Source organism: Rhodoferax antarcticus ANT.BR (assembly GCF_001938565.1).
GTDB classification, from domain to species: domain Bacteria; phylum Pseudomonadota; class Gammaproteobacteria; order Burkholderiales; family Burkholderiaceae_C; genus Rhodoferax; species Rhodoferax antarcticus.
This window is the reverse complement of the sequence record NZ_MSYM01000007.1, coordinates 313,742-332,335: the sequence shown is the minus strand read 5'-3', so window position 1 is coordinate 332,335 and position 18,594 is coordinate 313,742. Positions and strand designations below refer to the sequence as shown.

Annotated in this window: 20 protein-coding genes and 2 pseudogenes; 8 read left to right on the top strand and 14 right to left on the bottom strand. The window is 59.7% G+C overall.

The annotated features are described in order from the left end of the window. The 6 genes from BLL52_RS04955 to aptA all read right to left on the bottom strand — a co-directional run. Positions 1-743 (bottom strand): outer membrane lipoprotein-sorting protein (locus BLL52_RS04955; RefSeq protein WP_075585565.1); only part of this gene is annotated, 743 nt, incomplete at its 3' end. Then, a complete protein-coding gene (locus BLL52_RS04950; protein ID WP_075585564.1) occupies positions 740-1,477 on the bottom strand; it encodes an ABC transporter ATP-binding protein in 738 nt (245 codons plus the stop codon). The genes BLL52_RS04950 and BLL52_RS04955, both read right to left, overlap by 4 nt. Positions 1,478-1,703: 226 nt before the next feature. Then, a complete protein-coding gene (locus BLL52_RS04945; RefSeq protein WP_075585563.1) occupies positions 1,704-2,132 on the bottom strand; it encodes a TA system VapC family ribonuclease toxin in 429 nt (142 codons plus the stop codon). After that, positions 2,132-2,398, bottom strand: coding sequence for a hypothetical protein (locus tag BLL52_RS04940; protein WP_075585562.1), 267 nt, complete (start codon positions 2,396-2,398; stop codon positions 2,132-2,134). The genes BLL52_RS04945 and BLL52_RS04940 overlap by 1 nt, the downstream gene beginning before the upstream one ends. 157 nt (positions 2,399-2,555) lie before the next feature. After that, the gene (locus tag BLL52_RS04935; RefSeq protein ID WP_075585561.1) at positions 2,556-4,061 is read right to left on the bottom strand and encodes a CoA-acylating methylmalonate-semialdehyde dehydrogenase; all 1,506 of its coding nucleotides are present in this window, start codon (positions 4,059-4,061) and stop codon (positions 2,556-2,558) included. A gap of 78 nt (positions 4,062-4,139) precedes the next feature. Then, a complete protein-coding gene (gene aptA, locus BLL52_RS04930; RefSeq protein WP_075585560.1) occupies positions 4,140-5,489 on the bottom strand; it encodes an omega-aminotransferase AptA in 1,350 nt (449 codons plus the stop codon). A gap of 91 nt (positions 5,490-5,580) precedes the next feature. Between aptA and BLL52_RS04925 the strand changes: the two genes are divergently transcribed. Further along, on the top strand, positions 5,581-6,540 hold the full coding sequence (locus tag BLL52_RS04925) for a LysR family transcriptional regulator (protein ID WP_075585559.1): 960 nt from the start codon (positions 5,581-5,583) through the stop codon (positions 6,538-6,540). Between the two features lie 74 nt (positions 6,541-6,614). On the opposite strand, the gene BLL52_RS04920 is transcribed toward BLL52_RS04925, so the two are convergent. Continuing rightward, the gene (locus BLL52_RS04920; protein ID WP_075585617.1) at positions 6,615-6,989 is read right to left on the bottom strand and encodes a hypothetical protein; all 375 of its coding nucleotides are present in this window, start codon (positions 6,987-6,989) and stop codon (positions 6,615-6,617) included. A 388-nt stretch (positions 6,990-7,377) separates the two neighbouring features. On the opposite strand from BLL52_RS04920, the gene BLL52_RS04915 reads away from it, so the two are divergent. Then, a complete protein-coding gene (locus BLL52_RS04915) occupies positions 7,378-7,995 on the top strand; it encodes a TetR/AcrR family transcriptional regulator (protein WP_075585558.1) in 618 nt (205 codons plus the stop codon). Positions 7,996-8,060: 65 nt separating this feature from the next. Here BLL52_RS04915 and BLL52_RS04910 read toward each other — a convergent pair whose 3' ends face one another. After that, positions 8,061-8,480 (bottom strand): universal stress protein, encoded by a 420-nt coding sequence (locus tag BLL52_RS04910; protein ID WP_075585557.1) that lies wholly within the window; start codon positions 8,478-8,480, stop codon positions 8,061-8,063. Between the two features lie 245 nt (positions 8,481-8,725). On the opposite strand from BLL52_RS04910, the gene BLL52_RS04905 reads away from it, so the two are divergent. Further along, the gene (locus tag BLL52_RS04905; RefSeq protein ID WP_139313298.1) at positions 8,726-10,864 is read left to right on the top strand and encodes a PAS domain S-box protein; all 2,139 of its coding nucleotides are present in this window, start codon (positions 8,726-8,728) and stop codon (positions 10,862-10,864) included. A 23-nt stretch (positions 10,865-10,887) separates the two neighbouring features. On the opposite strand, the pseudogene BLL52_RS04900 reads toward BLL52_RS04905, so the two are convergent. The 5 genes and pseudogenes from BLL52_RS04900 to BLL52_RS04880 all read right to left on the bottom strand — a co-directional run bounded on the left by BLL52_RS04900 (position 10,888) and on the right by BLL52_RS04880 (position 14,577). Further along, positions 10,888-11,754 (bottom strand): annotated as a pseudogene (locus BLL52_RS04900) (DMT family transporter). A gap of 82 nt (positions 11,755-11,836) precedes the next feature. Continuing rightward, entirely contained in the window at positions 11,837-12,874 is a 1,038-nt protein-coding gene (gene mgrA, locus BLL52_RS04895; RefSeq protein WP_075585555.1) for an L-glyceraldehyde 3-phosphate reductase, read from the bottom strand. Positions 12,875-13,065: 191 nt separating this feature from the next. Continuing rightward, positions 13,066-13,302, bottom strand: coding sequence for a hypothetical protein (locus tag BLL52_RS04890; protein WP_075585554.1), 237 nt, complete (start codon positions 13,300-13,302; stop codon positions 13,066-13,068). A gap of 431 nt (positions 13,303-13,733) precedes the next feature. Then, positions 13,734-13,897 (bottom strand): annotated as a pseudogene (locus BLL52_RS21955) (DUF1272 domain-containing protein); the annotation flags it as partial. 113 nt (positions 13,898-14,010) lie between these two features. Next, positions 14,011-14,577, bottom strand: coding sequence for a recombinase family protein (locus tag BLL52_RS04880; RefSeq protein WP_075585553.1), 567 nt, complete (start codon positions 14,575-14,577; stop codon positions 14,011-14,013). Positions 14,578-14,770: 193 nt separating this feature from the next. Here BLL52_RS04880 and BLL52_RS04875 point away from each other — a divergent pair, with 193 nt between their 5' ends. Both BLL52_RS04875 and BLL52_RS04870 read left to right on the top strand, forming a co-directional pair. Next, positions 14,771-15,034, top strand: coding sequence for an antitoxin (locus BLL52_RS04875; RefSeq protein WP_075585552.1), 264 nt, complete (start codon positions 14,771-14,773; stop codon positions 15,032-15,034). Positions 15,035-15,037: 3 nt separating this feature from the next. Continuing rightward, entirely contained in the window at positions 15,038-15,460 is a 423-nt protein-coding gene (locus BLL52_RS04870) for a type II toxin-antitoxin system VapC family toxin (protein ID WP_075585551.1), read from the top strand. Positions 15,461-15,653: 193 nt separating this feature from the next. On the opposite strand, the gene BLL52_RS04865 is transcribed toward BLL52_RS04870, so the two are convergent. After that, entirely contained in the window at positions 15,654-16,571 is a 918-nt protein-coding gene (locus BLL52_RS04865) for a recombination-associated protein RdgC (protein ID WP_075585550.1), read from the bottom strand. Between the two features lie 190 nt (positions 16,572-16,761). Here BLL52_RS04865 and BLL52_RS04860 point away from each other — a divergent pair, with 190 nt between their 5' ends. The 3 genes from BLL52_RS04860 (at position 16,762) to BLL52_RS04850 (ending at position 18,568) form a co-directional block, all read left to right on the top strand. Further along, positions 16,762-17,319, top strand: a complete 558-nt coding sequence (locus BLL52_RS04860; protein ID WP_075585549.1) for a Spy/CpxP family protein refolding chaperone — start codon at positions 16,762-16,764, stop codon at positions 17,317-17,319. Positions 17,320-17,516: 197 nt separating this feature from the next. Continuing rightward, complete coding sequence (locus tag BLL52_RS04855) at positions 17,517-18,356, top strand: DUF2189 domain-containing protein (RefSeq protein ID WP_075585548.1); 840 nt, start codon at positions 17,517-17,519, stop codon at positions 18,354-18,356. Then, positions 18,356-18,568: a DUF2788 domain-containing protein gene (locus BLL52_RS04850; protein ID WP_198930591.1), complete on the top strand. Its 213-nt coding sequence runs from the start codon at positions 18,356-18,358 to the stop codon at positions 18,566-18,568. The genes BLL52_RS04855 and BLL52_RS04850 overlap by 1 nt, the downstream gene beginning before the upstream one ends. Positions 18,569-18,594: the final 26 nt, after the last annotated feature.

Sequence of the window (18,594 nt, the reverse complement as noted above, 5' to 3'; positions counted from 1 at the left end):
TCGCGCTGCATCCAGGTGTCAGGAATCGACCGCGCAGCGTAGTCAGAAAAACGCATGATGGTGACCGATTTGGGATCCAGCCCGTCGATGATCACCGTCTCGGTGGGCCGCTCTGCACCCAGTTGGGGCTGGTAGCGGCGGTAATAGGCGGTTTTGAGCAGGCGCGAGGAATCCGCAAAAAAGCGCGCCTTAATGGGGCGATTGTTTTCGGCATCAACCCACATCTCGATGCTGGCATACGTCACATCCGGGTTGGCAGCCGTCAGCGCCAGTTTATGCGCCTTGCGCAACTGGCGCTCGCCGTTTTGTACCTCTTCTTCGCCAGAGAGAACGGCGGTGTAGTCTTTGGCCAGGTTGACGGTGGCCACGTCGCCATTGGAGGCCTGGCCCAGCAGGCGTTGCTGCGGCGACAAGCGCACACTGGCTTTGGACAGCGGGTCGTAAAACCACATGTCGTTGCCGTTCTTGAGCATCAGCTTGCCCGCGTCACGCGCAGGCAAGACAAACTGCACCAAGCTGGCAAATTGCCCGTTGGACTGTGTTCTGGAATAACTGGTCAAGGTGCTGGCATCAACCTGTTTGCCCGCCTGAAACTCGGTCAGAGTCACTGTGACGCTGAAAGCGCCGCCCGGGTTGCGTATGGCGTCGCTGGCGCCCAGGATGCTGTTGGCAGTGGGCGCCGCAGACGCCGCGCTGGCCGCGAAGAAAAACAGCGGTAGCAAAAGGGATGTCAGGGTCTTCATGGTGTGCTCCGAAGCGGCTTGCGCTTGATGTTCTGGACAAGACCATCCTTGAGAAAAATGGTGTCGTCGGCCGCCTTGATCACTTCGCGGTCGTGCGACGAGAAGATGAACGAAATCTCGAAGCGGTTCACCATGTGGCGCATCAGCGCCAAGATGCTGGCGCCGGTGACGCTGTCCAGATTGGCGGTGGGCTCGTCGGCAATCACCAGTTTGGGCTTGCGCGCCAGGGCGCGTGCAATGGCCACGCGCTGGCGCTGCCCGCCAGAGAGCTGCCCCGGCAGATTCTTGGCGAGGTCGGCTAGGCCTACGGCCTCCAGCAGTCGGGGCACCCGCTCGCCGCGGGCCTTGGCCGATTTGCCCGCCAACAGCAGCGGGTATTCCACGTTTTCGTAAGCGCTCAACACCGGCAGCAGGTTGAAGTTTTGAAAGATGAAACCGATGTTTTTGGCCCGAAAGTCCGACAACTCGTCGTCAGAGAGCGCGGCTACCTTGCAGTCGGCCACGATGACTTCGCCTTTGTCAGGCTTGTCAATGCAGCCAAACATGTTGAGCAGGGTGGTCTTGCCGCTGCCAGACGGCCCTAGCAGCACGGTGAAACAGGCGGGGCGCACCAGAATGTCCACCCCTTTGATGACCGGCACGCTGACCGAATCCATGGTGTAGGTTTTCTCAACCCCGGTCAGTAGCGCTACCGGCCCCCGGACCGCGGGTTGCTCGGTATTGGGTTCGGTCATGTCTGGCTATTGTGGTGGGAACCACAGCGGTGAGAATCGGAGTGGCTCATGGCGTAAATTATTACCGCGTAGCGCAAGCTTAACCACACTAATTGCCATGCTGTGAGGCTGTAACTATTTACTTAAGCACTTTGAAAAGTCTAATCTCGGCAACCATTGCCCGAGCAACCAGGTTTGCGTTCAATTGCGCGAGCTGGTGCCAGCTGTGAACTTGCAGTTCAGAGGCTCACAAAACCACAAAGTGGTCTGGTTTGGCCCCGTGAACGGCGCTCAACGGGATGCGCTGGTCGAAGCTGACCAGGCAGCCTTGATGCTTGACTGCCAGGCCCAGCAAATACACATCGGTTAGCTGTTTGGGGCTGTGGATGCGTGCATGAACAAATGCGCTTGCATCGAGAAGGCTGAGGTCATCGCTCCACAGCGCATGCCAGGCCGTGGCTGTCGAATTTTGCAGCATCTGAACCAGCACTGACAAGGGCTGAGGGTTGCTGTAAGCGCTTTGGCTCATGATGCGCAAACAGCCGTTTTGCGTCAGCGGGCTGCTGGCCCAGCCCTGCGCACTGTGCGCGTCAAGCCAGTCGGCCGCCCGCGTGTGGTGCACATGGTCCTGGTCGTGCAGGGCAATCAGCACGTTGATATCGAGCAGCGCGCGCATCAGATGCCCTCAGCATCACGCAGTCGGTCAATTTGTTCGTTGCTGACCACGCCGCCGCGCTTGGGCAAAGGACGAATGCCATAGGTGGCCAAGCCTTCGGCGGCCTGCAGTGGCGCATTCGGGTTAACGGGATTTGACCCGGCAGGGGCGGCAAATGCGCGCCTGGCCAGTTCGCTGATCACCTGGCCGAGCGATTTTTTCTCACGCTGCGCCAATTCTTTGGCGGCAAACAAGATGTCGTCGGCAATGTCCAGGGTTGTGCGCATGATCGGTCCTTTAGGGTGATGTTTGATGCTAGCACATCAAACATCACCAAGCAATTAACCCACACCAGACGCGCCAGCCCATCGGAACTGGCCTGGGCTGGCACCTGCGTGCAACGGCTCGGCGGCAGTGTTGCTGGACAGTCGGGCTGTGTCCGCCCTACCGGCTGCTCGGAAAGCTAAATACCGCACCTTCTCGCACACCGGCGCTGGGCCAGCGCTGGGTGATGGTTTTGCGCTTGGTGTAGAAGCGCATCGCATCCGGGCCGTAGGCATGCAGGTCGCCAAACAGGCTGCGTTTCCAGCCGCCAAACGAGTGGTAGGCCACTGGCACGGGCAGCGGCACGTTCACGCCGACCATGCCGACCTGAATGTGGTCGGTGAAGTATCTGGCGGCTTCCCCGTCGCGGGTGAAGATGCAGGTGCCGTTGCCGTATTCGTGGGCGTCGATCATGTCCATCGCCTCTTGCAGCGTTTTGACGCGCACCACGCCCAGCACCGGGCCAAAAATCTCTTCCTGGTAGGTGACCATGCCGGGTTTGACGTTGTCAAACAGGCACGGGCCGAGGTAGTAGCCGTCTTCATGTTCGGGCACTTTCAGCCTGCGGCCGTCCACCACCAGCGTGGCGCCTTCTTTCACGCCTTGGTCAACATAGGCTTTGACCTTCTCAAAGTGCGGCTTGGTTACCAGTGGGCCCATGTCCACGCCCGGCGCGGTTCCGGGGCCGACTTTCATCTTGGCAATCTCGACTTTCAGGCCGGCAATCACCGCGTCTGCTGTGGCGTCGCCCACCGCCACCACCAGCGGAATGGCCATGCAGCGTTCGCCGCAGGAACCGTAGGCCGCACCCATCAGCGCGTTGACCGCATTGGCGATGTCGGCATCGGGCATCACCACCGCGTGGTTTTTGGCGCCGCCCAGGGCTTGCACCCGCTTGCCGTGCTTGCAGCCCTCAGAATAGATGTACTCGGCAATGGGTGTGGAGCCGACAAAGCTCACCGCCTTGACGCGCGGGTCATGCAGCAGGGCATCCACCGCTTCTTTGTCGCCATTGACCACGTTGAGCACACCGGGTGGCAGACCCGCCTGCAGCGCCAGCTCGGCAATGCGCAGGGTGCTGCTGGGGTCGCGCTCCGATGGCTTTAAGATAAAGGTGTTGCCGCAGGCCACCGCCATCGGCCACATCCACAGCGGCACCATGGCCGGGAAGTTGAACGGGGTGATGCCGGCGGTCACGCCCAGCGGCTGAAATTCGGACCATGAGTCGATGGACGGCCCTACGTTTTTGCTGTGCTCACCTTTGAGCAGTTCGGGCGCGTAAGAGGCGTATTCGACGTTTTCAATGCCGCGCTGCAGTTCGCCCAAGGCGTCTGACAGCACTTTGCCGTGCTCGGCGGTGATGAGCGCGCAGAGTTCGTCGGCGTGTTGCTCCAGCAAGACTTTCAGGTTGCTCATGACGCGGGCGCGCTTGAGTGGCGGCGTGTTGCGCCAGGCGGGGAAGGCGGCCTGAGCGCTGGCAATGGCTTGCTCCAGCGTGGCGGCGTCGGCCAGCAGCAGGGTTTTCTCAATCTGGCCGGTAGCGGGGTTATAGATTGGCTGGCTGCGGGTGCCGCTGTGAACGGTTTTGCCGTCGATCAAATGGCCAATGGTGGGAAGCTGGGACATGGTTTTATACGTAAAAAACGCCGCTAGCCCCTGTATAACAAGCGCAAGCAGCTATTAAAAAAAGAGTAATCGGGGTGCTCAGGCGGTCGCGTTCAGGCAGTCGCCCAACGCGTTGACCAGGCTGTCAATTTGTTCGGGGGTGCTGATGAAGGGTGGGGCGAGCTGGATGGTGTCGCCGCCGTAGCGCACATAAAAACCTTTTTCAAGCATCGCCATCGCCACCTCATAAGGGCGTTTGGCGGGCTCACCGGGCAAGGCGTCGATGCTGAAGCCTGCGGCCAGACCCAGGTTGCGGATGTCGGTCACATGTTTGGCGCCTTTGAGGCTGTGCACCGCGTTCTCAAAATAGGGCGCCAGCGCCTTGACGCGGTCAATCATGTTCTCGCGCACCAGAATGTCCAGCGTGGCCAAGCCCACCGCGCACGGCACCGGGTGGGCCGAGTAGGTGTAGCCGTGGGCAAACTCCAGCATGTACTCCGGGCCGCCTTGCGCCATGAAGGTGTCGTAAATGTCTGTCGTGGTCATCACCACGCCCAGCGGCTGGGCGCCGTTGGTGATCTGCTTGGCGGCGTTCAGGATGTCAGGCGTCACGCCAAAATACTCGGCGCCGGTGTAGCTGCCCAGGCGGCCAAAGCCGGTGATCACTTCGTCAAAAATCAGCAAGATGTTGTGGGCGGTGCAGATCTCGCGCAGGCGCTGCAGGTAGCCTTTTGGCGGTACCACCACACCGGCTGAGCCCGACATGGGTTCGACAATGACGGCGGCGATGTTGCTCGCATCATGCAGGTTGATCAGGCGCAGCAGGTCGTCGGCCAGGGCCACGCCAGTGTCAGGGCAGCCACGGTAAAACGAGCCGGCAGGCGGCTGGGTGTGCGGCAGGTGGTCGGCCTGGATGCCCTGGCCGAAGGTTTTGCGGTTGCCCACAATGCCGCCGACCGAAATGCCACCAAAGTTCACGCCGTGGTAGCCTTTTTCGCGGCCAATCAACAGCGTTTTGCTGGCCTGGCCCTTGGCACGCCAATAGGCCCGCGCCATCTTCAGCGAGGTGTCGGCCGACTCGGAGCCCGAGCCGGTGTAAAAGGTGTAGTCCAGCCCAGCAGGAGTGAGTTCTTTGAGTTTATTGGCCAGCGCAAACGACAGCGGGTGGCCGTACTGGAAGGCGGGGGAATAGTCCAGCGTGGCCAGTTGGTGGCGGGCCGCCTCGGTGATCTCGGCCCGGCCATGGCCTAGGCCGCAGCACCAGAGGCCCGACAAGCCGTCGAAAATCTTGCGGCCGTCGCTATCGGTGTAGTAGCAGCCTTCGGCGCTGACCATCATGCGCGGGTTGGCCTTGAAATTGCGGTTTGCCGTGTAAGGCATCCAGTGCGGCTCCAGCCAGGCAGCGTCAAGGCGGGGCTGGGCGAGAATTTTGGCATCGGTCAGGTTCATGGGTAGGCCCTCGGTGGAAAACAAGATTGACGATTGTCAAGGTCTGATCACTCTTATGATTGCTTAACTATCACTATTTGGTTGCTGCTCAATGCAAGTAAACACCCGTGCTGCGCTGGGTCAGTTGAGTGACATGGACATCCGCTTGCTGCGGGTGTTTAAAACCGTGGCCGACTGTGGCGGCATGACAGCCGCCGAGCTAGAGCTCAACATTGGCACCAGCACGGTGAGTCGCCATATCAAGGACCTGGAAACCCGCTTGGGCCTGAGCTTGTGCCGGCGTGGCCGCGCCGGTTTTGCCCTCACGCCCGAGGGCGAGCAGATTTACGCCGAGACGCTGCAGCTGCTGGCCGGGGTGGACGCGTTTCGCAGCCGGGTGGATGAAATCCACCAGCGCATGGGCGGTGAGCTGCACCTGGCGGTGTTTGACAAGACCGCCAGCAATCCGCAAGCGCACATTGGCGAGGCGATTGCGCTGTTTGCTGCGCAGGCGCCAGGCGTGAGCCTGCACCTGCATGTGGCGCCGCTGAACGTGATCGAGCGCGGCGTGCTGGACGGGCAGTTTCAGATGGGCATCATCCCCGGCCACCGCGCCTCGACCGCGCTGGCCTATGACGAGCTGTTTACTGAAAAGATGTTTTTGTACTGCGGCCAGGCACACCCGCTGTTTGTAGCCAGCGCGGCACAGGAGCCCGCCGACTGGCGCGCCTTGGACCCGTACCCGTTTGCCGGGCTGGGTTACCACTCGCCGAATATGGAGCTCACCCAGCAAGTGCGCCTGAGCCGCCAGGCCACCGGTTACGACCAGGAGTCAATTGCCACGTTGATCCTGTCCGGGCGCTTTTTGGGTTTTTTGCCGGACCACTACGCCGCAGACTTTGTGCAGCGCGCTCGCATGCGGGCGCTGCGTTCGCAGGTGTTTGGTTATCAGTGCAGCTTTTTTGGCATTTTGCGGGCCTCGCCGCAGCCCGCGCGGGTGACGCTGGCGCTACAGGCCTGCCTGCGCCAGGCACATGCCATGAATGCACCGACCGGGAGTGCAACAAACTGAGGCCATGATTTAGGCGTGTTTTTGGCCTCTAGCCCTTATTCTATAAGCGGTAGAAGCTACTTATTTAATAGGGTTCACTGCTGCGCTGGGCACGTGACCCGTTTGCCGTGCGGCAGGCTGGACAGCCGGGTGAACATGTCACGGCAGTAGCCGTTGATCTTCAGGCACTTGTTGATTTCATCCACCGGCAGCGGGCCAGACACCACCACGATGTCATTGGCTTTGGCCAGCGCGCCCGAGGCCCGTAGCCGTCGACGGGCATTGGCGGCCCAGGAATGGATGCGCATCGGGCTGCCATGTTCACGCAGCGCGCCAGTGCTGGCATCAAACGCGATGGCAATGGTGTCTGATTTGAGCCGCAACCGATGCTCGCCGGTGATCCGGCTGGCGGGGGTGCTCAGGTCGTACAAATGGTAGTTGCCGTGTTTGAGTTGGTATTGCAGTGTCATGAAGTCTCCGGTTCTGCTCATTATTTTGCAGTATGGCATGGCCTGCTAAAGCGCCAAAAGCGGGTAAAAGGTCTTTTTTTTGTACTCTGTCTAGAGCCGTACGGCTGGCGTGCGTGTTGGCAGCCTGGGGTGTGCGTGTGCGGCCCGAACTCAAGGTGCATGAGCCTGCATGGTGGCCGGCTGGTTGATCTGCTGCCTAGGCCTCGCTTTGTGCTGGCGTTGTGTTGGCACTGTTGGAATCTCAACTCAGCGGTGCTGGACGCACTGACACACGCGCTCAAGAGCGCAATGAATACGGCTCTCCTGCCGCCGCTGCATGAATCTAAACCAGTTGGTAGTAAAACAGTCAGACTGGCCATAAAGTAAAGCCTTGGGCTAGAATAAGGCCATGAATGCTATTACTACCCCCAAAGCCTCTTTCAAGCAACGTATGCTGCAGGTCCGCGAAGACGCCATTGTTCACGCAGTAAACCGCTTGCTGGCTGAAAAAGGTTTCGACGCCATGACGGTGGACGAAGTGGCCGCCCAGGTGGGCATTGCCAAAGCCAGCCTGTACAAACACTTTCCCAGCAAAGAAGACCTGGCCGCCGCTGCCATGGTGCGAGTGATGCGCCGCGCGCAGGATTTCATCAGCGAACTGCCCGCTGATGCCGCCCCGGTGGAGAACCTGCGCGCTGTGGTGCGCTGGGTGTTGCAGGTCAAACTCGCCGGCGATATGCCCACCCTGCCCAGCCAGAATTCGAGCTTGCGCGCCACCCTGATGGGTAATCCGGATTACATGGACGGTTTGATGGAGATCAGCGATCAGCTCGGCGGCTGGATCGAGGCGGCGCAAGCGCGCAACGAGCTCAGCCCGACTTTGCCTGCCATTGCCATCCTGTACACCTTCTATGCGCGCGCCTGCGACTCGGTGGTGGAGTTTTTGCAGATGGGTGGGCTGTTCCCCGACGAGCAAATTATGGAGATGGTGTTGACCACCTGTTTTGAGGGCTTAAACGCCCGCTAGCCCTTACAGATAAAGCGCAAGTAGCTACTTAATAAGTAGCGGTTTAGCGTTTAGCGCTAAGTGGTTTAGCGGACGATCAGAACCGGCACCTTGCAGCCTGCCAGCACCTCGGTAGCCACCGAGCCCATCACCAGGTTCATAAACGCGCCGTGGCCGTGGGATCCCATCACCACCAAGTCAAAGTTGCCTTCTGTGGCCGTTTTGGAGATGAATTCACCAGGTTTGCCAGTTTTCCAGAGGCATTTAGCAGTAATGCCATGGCGCAACAGGTATTTGGTGACTGGTGCCATCACCCGCTGACCTTCGTCTTCGTAATACTTGTGGACCAGTTCCCTGCCCAGTGCAGTGCGTGCTTGTGAGGGCAACGCCATCTGGGCCGTGACGGCGGTGTATTCATTCGTTGCCGAGAACAACTCGTGCGCCGCCATATAAGCCAGCATCTTTTTGGTATAGGTGCTCCCGTCAACGGCTAACAATATCTTCATTTTCCAACTCCTGCAAGTGTGCACAGTAGTTTAACCAGAGGCCCCGGCACGGTCTGGCGGACAGCGTATCCCCCATTTGGGGGATAGGCAAGACGCTGATTTCAGCGTAAATTGCGCCAACTTTGTCGACTGATCAACAATAATCAAGGCGTAATGCTGGTGAGAATCCTCCTGTTGGCTTTTTTTTACGCGTGCGTTGCTAGTGCCCCCCGGCGTGCTGCACTGGATTCGCATTGGCGCATGTGTTGATTGATCTTTTTACCCAGCTGCTGGCAAACCTTGGTAACGAGGGCATGGGCCTGGCGGGGCGCCCGTCGGCGCTGGTGGCATCGCGTCAGCGTTTTCAGAGCCTATTTCAAAACGTGGCGCAGATGGTCTGGCTCAAAGACCCCCAGGGGCGCTACCGGGCCTGCAACCCGGCTTTTGAGGTCTTTATGGGCTTGCCAGAAGCCCGGTTATGCGGCAAGTTGGACGACGACCTCTACAACCCCGAAGATGCACAACGCTACCGTGAGAGTGATCTGGCCAGCCTGCGCGCCACCCAGCCGGTGGTCAAAGAGTTATGGGCCAGCGCGGTCGGCGGCAATGGGCGCGCGTTGCTGGAAATCACCAAGGTGGCCTTGCGCGATCCGGACGGCACACCCAACGGTGTTTTGGGCATTGCCCGCAACGTGACCGCGTGCTGGCAGCTGTCGCAGTTTGAGCAGTTGCGCAGCCGCACGCTGGAGCTGCTGGCGCATAGGGCTGAGTTGTCACACTTGCTGCGGGTGCTGGTCGACGGCTTGCGGGTTTTGCAACCCGAGCAGGCGTGTCTGATGGCGCTGGTGACTCCTGGTGCAGGCGGGTTAGTCTGGCGAGTGGCCGCAGCGGCTGGCCTGAGCAGCGCTGTCATTGGCGCGGTGGAGGGTCAGCCGGTGCAGGCCGGACAAATGCCTTGTGTTGCGACTGCCCTGCACTGCGCAGCCCAGCCCTTTGCCAATGCCGATGGCAAGATGCTGGGGGTGCTGTTGGTCTACGCAGCTTTGCCCACCCAACCTGACCCGGTTGGTCTGGACCTGCTGGCGCAGTTGGCCCGCTTGGCCGGTCTGGCGGTGGATCGCCACCAGGTGACAGAGCAATTGCAGGCCAACGAAGCCAGTTTTCGGGCGCTGGCCGAGCACACCCCCGAAGCGGTTCTGGTGCACCGCAATGGCAGCATTTTGTATGCCAACCCGGCGGCGCTGCGCTTGTTTGGCGCGCGATCGGATACCGATTTGCTGGGTACCTCCGCACAAGACCGCATTGCGCCGACCTACTTGGGGCAGCAGTTGTCGCGCCGGGGAGCCATCGAAGCGGGTCAACCCATTGAGCCCCTGGTGGAGTCGCGCTTTGTGCGCCTGGACGGCAGTGAATTTGACGTGGAGGTGCAGGGCACGGCCTTGGTGTATGGCGGTCAGCCAGCCATCCATGTATCCATCCGCGATATTTCGCAGCGCAAGCACGCTCAGGAGCAGTCGCGCGTGGCCGCCAGCGTGTTCAGCCACGCGCTCGAAGGCATCATGATCACCCAGCCTGATGGTTGCATCATGGATGTCAACGCCGCCTTCAGCCGCATCACCGGCTACAGCCGCGAGGAAGTGCAGGGCCACACGCCCAGCATGCTGAACTCGGACCGCAATTCGCCGCTGTTTTACCAGGAGTTGTGGCAAAGCCTGGTGCAGCAAGGCAGTTGGTCAGGCGAGTTGTGGAGCCGCCGCAAAGACGGTGAGGTCTACGCGCAGCTGCTGCATATCAGCGCTGTGCACGACCAGTTTGGCCAGGTGATGCAGTATGTCGCGCTGTTTTCAGACATCACCGAGCGCAAAGTGCATGAAAAGCGGCTTGACCAGTTGGCCCACTTTGACGCGCTCACAGGGCTGCCCAACCGGGCTTTGCATGCTGACCGGCTGCGGCACGCCATGGCGCAGGCGATCCGGCGCAAACAAAAGATTGGTGTGGCGTTTGTTGATCTGGACGGCTTCAAGGCCATCAATGACACCTATGGTCATGAGGCGGGCGACCACCTGCTGATTACCCTGGCACAGCGCATGCGTCAGGCGCTGCGCGACTCAGACACGCTCTCGCGCCTGGGCGGTGATGAATTTGCCGCAGTGATTGTGGATCTGGCGCATGAGAGCGACTGCGACCCGCTGCTGCAGCGCCTGCTTGCGGCTGCCAACCAGCCGGTCATGTTTGGCACATCGTTGTTGCAGGTGTCAGCCAGCGTTGGGGTGACGTTTTTCCCGCAGGCCAAAGCGTTGAACCCGGAGCAATTGCTGCGCCAAGCCGACCTGGCGATGTACCAGGCCAAGCTGGCTGGAAAAAACCAGTACCAGTTCGCGGGCTTTGTCGAGGCGAAATTTTGACTTGCCGGGAAGTGCCCCGGGGCTTACCGTGCCCGGGTGCCCAGCCAGGCTGCAGCGATGATCATTGCCGTGGCCAGGCCAACGTTCCAGGTCAGGGGCTTGTCGCTCACCGCGATCAGCACGGCGGTGGACAGCAGCGGCGTCAGGTAGCTCAAGATGCCAATGTGCCGCGTGTCACCCAGCTTCAAAGCCTTGTCCCACAGAAAAAACGCCGCGCCCATGGGCCCCAGCCCGATCACGGTTACCAGCGACCAGTCGCGCAGGCTCAAAGACACGGCAGGCTCCATCAGCGCATGGCACAGCAGCGACAAAACGCCTGAAGCCAAAGCGAAGCTGCCGATGGCTGCTGTCGGAAACGCGGCCACCCGCTTGGTCAGCAGCGAGTAACTGGCCCAGATGAAAGCCGCCGCCAATGCGGGCAGGTAGCCCCAGGCCCAGACCGCCGTGCTGCCCTCAGAGCCGCTGCCCACAGAGGAACCACCCAGAATCACCGCCGCCGCCCCGGCAAAGCCCAGCAGCGTGGCAAAAACATGCACCGGGCGCAGTGTCATGCCTGGCAGCAGGACTGGCGAGAGCACCACCATCAGCAGCGGCCACAGGTAATTCACCAGATTGGCCTGCACGGGTGGCGCATGGCGTAGCGCCAGGAAAAGTAAAAAGTGATAACTGAAGAGGCCGTAAATACCCAGGGCGAGCGTCGATAAAGGCACTTTCCAGCGTGAGAGGTTGAAGCCCGACATTGGCAACGCAATCAGGCTGCCAATCAGTAGCGACAAGCCAGTCAGCTAAAACGGCGGCACATGGCCCAGCGCCACACCCAGCGTGGCCAGACTGCTCCACAGCCCGATAGCACCAAGGGCTAGCAGGCTGGCGCGGCCAGACCTTGTCATGCGCGCAGGGTTTGCCAGGCTGCCCGGTGATCCATTGCGGGCACGCCCGCCATCTTTCCCACGACGTGGCGCTGCTGGCGCATCAGCTTGATGCCGAGGAGCGTTGCCACAGGTTGATGCCGCCGTCCACCGCTTGTTGGTCAATGCGCGCCAACTCTTCGGGTGAGAACGTCAGGTTTTTCAGTGCGCCCAGCAGCTCGGTGATCTGCTCTGGCTTGCTGGCGCCAATCAAGGCCGAGGTCACCCGTGCGTCGCGCAGCACCCAGGCGGTGGCCATCTGCGCTAGGCTCTGGCCGCGGGCCAGCGCCATGTCGCTCAGCGCGCGCACATGTTGCAGGTTTTTCTCGTTTAGGAAATCCGGCTTGAACGAGCCGCCGCCGGGCTGGTTGATGCGGGCGTCGGCGGGCACGCCGTTCAGGTATTTGTCGCTCAGCAAACCTTGCGCCAGCGCACTGAAGGCAATACAGCCCATGCCGAGTTCGCCCAGAGCATCCAGCAAGTCTTCCTCAACCCAGCGATTTAGCAGGCTGTAAGACGGTTGATGAATCAGCGCTCGCACACCCATGCTTTGCAGAATAGCGTGGGCTTCGCGGGTTTTGGCGGCTGAATAACTGCTGACACCCACGTACAGCGCCTTGCCCTGCTGCACGGCCGTGGCGAGGGCGCCACAAGTTTCTTCCAGCGGCGTGTGCGGGTCAAAGCGGTGGCTGTAAAAAATATCGACATAGTCCAGCCCCATGCGCTTCAAGCTCTGATCCAGGCTGGCCAGCACATATTTGCGCGAGCCGCCGCCCTGGCCGTAGGGGCCGGGCCACATGTCGTAGCCGGCCTTGCTGGAGATGACCAGCTCATCGCGATACGGTTTGAAGTCACGGCGCAGGTGTTCACCAAAGTTGGTTTCGGCGCTGCCGTAGGGCGGGCCGTAGTTGTTGGCCAGATCGAAATGTGTGATGCCGGCATCAAACGCGGTGCGCAGCATGTCGCGCTGCGTCTGAAACGGCGTGGCATCGCCAAAGTTGTGCCACAGGCCCAGGGTGATGGCAGGCAGTTTCAGGCCGCTGGCGCCGCAACTGCGGTAGGCCATGCTGTCGTAGCGGGTAGGAGCGGCTGAGTAACCCATGATGTCGACCTCAAATCTTATATGTAAAAAACCATTCTAGCCCTTATTGAATAAGCGCTAGTAGCTATAAACATCATAGTATTGAAGTCAAGCCGAATGTGGTCTGGCTGGGTGCCAGGGCGGCTGCTGTGGCGCGGGAGCAGCGCTTTTTTGGCGGCTTGGCTGGCGCAGGTGGCCCGCCAGTGAGGGGCTCAGTTCAACAGGTAGTCGTCCTGGGCGTCAACGTCTTGTGCGTCAATCATCGCGTCATAGGCGGCGCGGCTGGCCAGTGCGGCTGAGGTGTAGGGAATCAGCGGTTTGTCCAGCGGGCGCAGTTTGTGGCGGCGCAAGGACCGCAGTTGCTGGGAATGCGCCATGGCCTGCAGCACAAGCTCAGGCTCCATCATCAAGCTGAACGGGTTCAGTGCTTCGGTAGCGGTGGTGGTCATGGTGTGCTCCTGCTTCTGTCAAACACGCTTTGCGAATTGCAAATCGTTGAATTGAACTGTATCCCTGCCGCTTCAAAAGCTAAAGTCGGCGAATAGACCGATCTTGTGTCAGAAGTTGCCTGACACGCTGTCAGTGGTTTGCGGGATCAGGCATGCGCTGACGCAGGTGTTATGGCGTTTCGGAAGTGGCGTTGTGCACGGTATCGGCAACGCCGCGCAGCAGCCGGTGTTTAGGGGCGTCCGCGGAATTTTCAGAGCACACCACGGATGCCCCATTATTTGGACCGCTGCCCGCACCCATCAATATTCATGCGTTCAATGAACAGCATGTCCATGCTGGAAGTCCCTCACGATGGGTTGCAAAGTCACGTCTCGGTATGCAGAGCGTGGGGCTGCAGAATAGATCGTGGGGCGGCGGCTGGGAGTTACTCCGCGTAGCGGCTTCGTCCAACAATGAGTTCGCCTCCACAGTTCGGGCAAATGCCCAGAAGCACGCTCTATGCTTACGAAGCGCAAAAAGTGCACTCGAATGAGCAAATCCGTGCATCAGATGACTCTGGCGGAAGTGCCGGCTGTCACAGCATTCGCATGACGGTTAAAGATATAGCATTTCGTGCCAATGTCATTTTCTAGAAGGCCTGCAGCATTCAAGGCCCACTTATGGGGAGTTATTCTTCGCGGTATAAGTTTTAAAGTGAGCCGCTAACGTTAAACGGTGGCGGACTTCAGGTACTGGTACACGGTCTCGCGACTCACACCAAAGTCCCTGGCCAGCGCCGCTTTTGACTCGCCGGCCGCTGCCCGCGACTTAATTTCTGCCACCTGTTCCTGTGCTAAGGACGGCTTGCGACCCTTGTAGGCCCCAGCCACCTTGGCCAGTGCTATCCCCTCAGATTGCCGCTCACGAATAAGCGAGCGCTCGAACTCCGCAACCGCGCCCAGCATCGACAACATTAGGTTTGACATCGGGCTGTCTTCGCCGGTGAAGCGCAGACCCTCTTTATGGAACTTCACGACCACTCCCCTGGCCGTCAGCTCCAGGACCAACTTGCGCAGGTCGTCGAGGCTTCTGGCCAGCCTATCCATGGCGTGCACATGAAGCACATCATCAGCTCGCAGGTGCCCCAGACAGGCCTCCAAACCAGGTCGTTTTGTGTCTTTGCCGCTGACCTTGTCGTCAAACACCCTGTCGAGCGCAACCCCTTCGAGCTGACGTTGGTTATTCTGACCCGCGCTGCTGGCGCGAATGTATCCGACTTGTTGACCGACAGCCATAGAGATCTCCGAAGTGTCAGGTTAGGTTCTGAACCTTGCTGGCATTATGTCAGGAAACTCAATAAACCACCCCAGCCTGACATAAAATATGTGTCAGGCAAAACTGAACTCGTTGGGTACAGCCAAATCTGACAGTGCTGAGTCCGTGTTTTATGTATATCCTGTATATACTGCAGTTTTCAGGAGGTTTGCCATGTTGACCAGAGTTTTCAAAAGCGGCAATTCGCTTGCAATGCGCATCCCCAAAGAGTTGGGCTTTGTAGATGACGCGCAGGACGTTGAGGTTGAGCGTGTTGGCAACACTCTGGTGGTGCGCCCGGTCGCGATCGGCACCTTGTCCGGCCTGGGCGATATCTTTGCCAGTTTCAGTTCGAGCTTCATGGCGCAAGGTCGTGAGTTTCACGATGAGCGTGAGCGCGACTGGACTGGAGGCGACCAAGCACAACAAAAAGGGTGATTCATGCGCTACATGCTCGACACCAACATTTGCATTTACCTGATCAAGTGCCAGCCCCCGCAGGTACTGCGCCGCCTGGAGGCATTAGCGCAAGGCAGCACGGTGATGTCTATGGTGACCTATGCTGAACTGCGCGCTGGTCTGGAAATGCAAACCAGCAACCGGGCGCAAGATGAGCGTGTGCTTCAAGCCCTGACGAGCCGTATCCCCGTGTTGTCCCTGGATAAGGCTGCAGCCGAAAGTTACGGCGTGCTCAGAGCTGCGCTACGCGAACGCAGCCGCGACGCCATGGACCGATTGGTTGCTGCGCACGCCGTAAGCGTTGGTCTCACGCTCGTCACCAACAACGGGGCCGACTTCAGAGACTATCCAGGATTGCAGGTTGAGAACTGGGCAGAGTCTGCGAAGGGGTGCAGAGGGACGTGACCAACCCCAAAACGAAGCGCTGCCAATCACCGCTGGGCGACATTCACGTCGCAGCTCAGAGTTGTGACCTTGGTACGTTTCGCAAATCAAATGGGTGAATTTGCTTGACCAGGGACTTCGACGACCGCTATCTTGCAAATGCATGGAAGACTGCTGTTGGTCGGGTGCCACCATATGAGGCCAATTTGTTAGATCAACCGCCTGTGCCGCCAGCCACCGGCATTTCACCACCCAGTGCCTCCAGCACATCGGGCAGCATCTTTTGCAACTCGCCGGTGGAGATCGCCACATCGGCGTCAAAGTCGTCGTCCTTGTGTTTGCTGGCGCTGCTGGCTTCAAACACGCCGTCCAGAAACGCCAGCTTCTTTAATTGCAGCCCTTCGGTCAGCATGAACGACACCCGCTCGTTCCAGGTCAGCGCCAGGCGGGTTGGCATCTTGCCTTCTTTGATGTGCTGCTGCACTTCTTCGGTATCCAGGCGGTGGCGGGCGTAGCGCACCACGGCTTTGGTTTCGTCAGCGGCTTTCAGCTCGCATTCGCGGTCCACACTGAAACCCGCTGGGGCTTCCAGGCTCAGTAGCCACTCGGCCATGGCGGCCACTGGCGACACCTGGGTATTGATCAGCGTGGCAGCAAAACCGGGCAGGGCCTGCACCAGAAGCGCCACCACCTCATCAGCGCGCGCCTGGCTGGCGGCGTCCACCACCAGCACCTTAGCGTCACGGTCCAACCACACCAGCGAACTGGACTGCTTGGTAAACGCCATTGGCAGCAGTTCCAGGCGCATATCGTCTTTGATGTCACGAGTTTCTTTCTTGCCGGGTTTGCGGCCCGTGGTGGCCTCGATCTGTGCCAAGCGCTCTTGCGCCTTGCGGTTCACTACCGAGGCGGGCAGCGCGCGGGTTTCCACCATCAGCTTGATAATCCATTGCCCGGCCACCACTTCGAGTAAGGGGCCGCTGGCCTGGCCGCGGGGCTCGATCCAGCCAAAGGATTTTTCCTGGCTGGCGCCGCACTCGACAAAGCGCCCAGCTTTCAGGCGCTCTTGAACTTGCTCGGCCGACGTGGTCCAGCTGGGGTCGACACGGTAAAAAATGATGTTCTTGAACACGGGGAGCCTTTTTGTTGGTCGCTGTCAGATTTGACAAGGCGCCGATCATCCCACCAATCCAAGTGCAAACCCTTCATGCATCTTTACATTGTTACGAACAGGCGTCATAGTCGCGATACATGCGGCGTTGATACTTCTTCTCACGCCGATGCCATTTTCAGGTCAGCGGCTCTACGCAAAGGAAGTCATCATGAAATCAACTCTCAAACTCTCTCTCATCACCGGACTGCTGGTTGCTACCAGCGTTGCCTACTCTGGTCAGCGTGGCGGTCAGTGGAACGACTGTGACCCAATGATGGGCCCCGGTAACAGCACGCTGACCTATGGCATGCGCAATGACCGCATGAGCAAGATGGACCCTACACGCATGCAAGCCATGATGGACCAGCGTCACGCGGCAATAAAGACCCTGCTGAAGATCACCCCTGAGCAGGAAGCGGCTTGGACTCTGTTCATCGATTCGGCGAGACCTGGTGCCGCCATGATGGCCCAGTGGCCTGACCCTTCTGAGATGGCCAAGCTGACGACCCCTGAGCGCATTGACCAGATCAAATCCCTGCGCAGCCAACGCATGACTGACATGAACGCTGCGATGGACAAACACTTTGATGCCACCAAAGCGTTGTACACGGCACTCACGCCCGAGCAGCAAAAAGTGTTTGATATACAAGCCATGCAAGGCCCGGGTCGCAGTGGCAAGCGCGGCCCTGGCAACGCCCCAATGCAGCCGATGGCCCCCAGGTATTGAATCGCTTTTTCCAACAGCTCCGGTTAGCCCAAATTGACCGGATGCTGCAACCCTGGGTTGGCATGAAGAGCAGGCTTGGCGTGACGCTAAGCCGGGCATTCCAGAAATCTTGTGGCAACATGGCGGCGTTTTCAACGTCACAAGGGGTCGCCGGTGCCTAGGGGCTACCGTTGCGGCACCACCATTCAAAAAGCGCCATGCCCAATGTCCCGTCAAAGGTTCTGCCTGCGCAGCACGCTGCGTTTGCCGGGGTGCGCACCGTTGCGCTTAGCCAGCCACTGCGCTGGCTTGGGCTCGGCTGGAAGGACTTATGGCGCGGGGGTTGGCTCAGTCTGATGCACGGGGTAGTTATGGCCTTGATGGGCGCCATCCTTTTGGGTCTTGCAGGGCAGCGGTTCTGGTTTCTGGTTGGCGCCTTCTCAGGGTTTTTGCTGGTCGCGCCCATTCTGGCGACCAGTCTTTATGCCATCAGCCGGGCCATCGCGCGAGGCGAACTGGTGCGCTTTGCGCTGATTCTGCGCACTTGGCTGAATTGGCAAAACGGGCGCGTTGTCGCCTGGGATGCCGGGCATTGGCGTCTGGTGAAGTTTGGCCTGCTGTTAGCCGTGGCAGGCACGGTTTGGGTGCTGACGTCGGCCTCGCTGATCACGCTGATGGCGTCGACGCCTATCACCACGCCGATGGCGTTCATCGAGCATGTGGTGTTGGCCCCTCAGGGCTATCTGTTCGAGCTGTGGCTGGCGCTTGGTGGCATGCTGGTTGCGCCCATCTTTGCCTCGACGGTGATCACCGTGCCACTGCTGCTGGATCGTGACATCAGCGTCAAACAGGCCGTGTTGAGCAGCTGGCAGGTCGTTGTGGCCAATCCGCTACCGATGGCGTTCTGGGGCGCATTGATCATGGGACTCACTTTGTTGGGTTTTGCTAGCGCGCTGGTTGGGCTGATCGTGTTGGTGCCACTGCTGGGCCACGCCAGCTGGCACGCCTACCGTGACCTGATTGATGCGTCGGCACTGCCTGAACGGGAGCCAGGCTGATGTGGGGTTTTACCGAGGCGCAGATCAGCGAATTTGGCATGACCTTTGGCATCGGTGCGGGCATTCTCTTCATGCTGTTCATCATCGGCCAACTGGCCTGGGAGTCCAAGGCCGGCAAATTTGGTACGTTTGTGCTGTTTCTGGGGCTGGCGTTTGGTTTTGTCGGGTTTCTGGCAAAGTACCTTATCCAGTATTTCATGGGCATCAAGTAAGGCGGCGTGGCCACCCCACCCGTCAG

What these genes read in the sequence shown, in the direction of transcription:
- BLL52_RS04950 (WP_075585564.1), bottom strand. Translation starts at nt 1,477, where the DNA reads ATGACCGAACCCAATACCGAGCAACCCGCGGTCCGGGGGCCGGTAGCG.
- BLL52_RS04945 (WP_075585563.1), bottom strand. Translation starts at nt 2,132, where the DNA reads ATGCGCGCGCTGCTCGATATCAACGTGCTGATTGCCCTGCACGACCAG.
- BLL52_RS04940 (WP_075585562.1), bottom strand. Translation starts at nt 2,398, where the DNA reads ATGCGCACAACCCTGGACATTGCCGACGACATCTTGTTTGCCGCCAAA.
- BLL52_RS04935 (WP_075585561.1), bottom strand. Translation starts at nt 4,061, where the DNA reads ATGTCCCAGCTTCCCACCATTGGCCATTTGATCGACGGCAAAACCGTT.
- aptA (WP_075585560.1), bottom strand. Translation starts at nt 5,489, where the DNA reads ATGAACCTGACCGATGCCAAAATTCTCGCCCAGCCCCGCCTTGACGCT.
- BLL52_RS04925 (WP_075585559.1), top strand. Translation starts at nt 5,581, where the DNA reads ATGCAAGTAAACACCCGTGCTGCGCTGGGTCAGTTGAGTGACATGGAC.
- BLL52_RS04920 (WP_075585617.1), bottom strand. Translation starts at nt 6,989, where the DNA reads ATGACACTGCAATACCAACTCAAACACGGCAACTACCATTTGTACGAC.
- BLL52_RS04915 (WP_075585558.1), top strand. Translation starts at nt 7,378, where the DNA reads ATGAATGCTATTACTACCCCCAAAGCCTCTTTCAAGCAACGTATGCTG.
- BLL52_RS04910 (WP_075585557.1), bottom strand. Translation starts at nt 8,480, where the DNA reads ATGAAGATATTGTTAGCCGTTGACGGGAGCACCTATACCAAAAAGATG.
- mgrA (WP_075585555.1), bottom strand. Translation starts at nt 12,874, where the DNA reads ATGGGTTACTCAGCCGCTCCTACCCGCTACGACAGCATGGCCTACCGC.
- BLL52_RS04890 (WP_075585554.1), bottom strand. Translation starts at nt 13,302, where the DNA reads ATGACCACCACCGCTACCGAAGCACTGAACCCGTTCAGCTTGATGATG.
- BLL52_RS04880 (WP_075585553.1), bottom strand. Translation starts at nt 14,577, where the DNA reads ATGGCTGTCGGTCAACAAGTCGGATACATTCGCGCCAGCAGCGCGGGT.
- BLL52_RS04875 (WP_075585552.1), top strand. Translation starts at nt 14,771, where the DNA reads ATGTTGACCAGAGTTTTCAAAAGCGGCAATTCGCTTGCAATGCGCATC.
- BLL52_RS04870 (WP_075585551.1), top strand. Translation starts at nt 15,038, where the DNA reads ATGCGCTACATGCTCGACACCAACATTTGCATTTACCTGATCAAGTGC.
- BLL52_RS04860 (WP_075585549.1), top strand. Translation starts at nt 16,762, where the DNA reads ATGAAATCAACTCTCAAACTCTCTCTCATCACCGGACTGCTGGTTGCT.
- BLL52_RS04855 (WP_075585548.1), top strand. Translation starts at nt 17,517, where the DNA reads ATGCCCAATGTCCCGTCAAAGGTTCTGCCTGCGCAGCACGCTGCGTTT.
- BLL52_RS04850 (WP_198930591.1), top strand. Translation starts at nt 18,356, where the DNA reads ATGTGGGGTTTTACCGAGGCGCAGATCAGCGAATTTGGCATGACCTTT.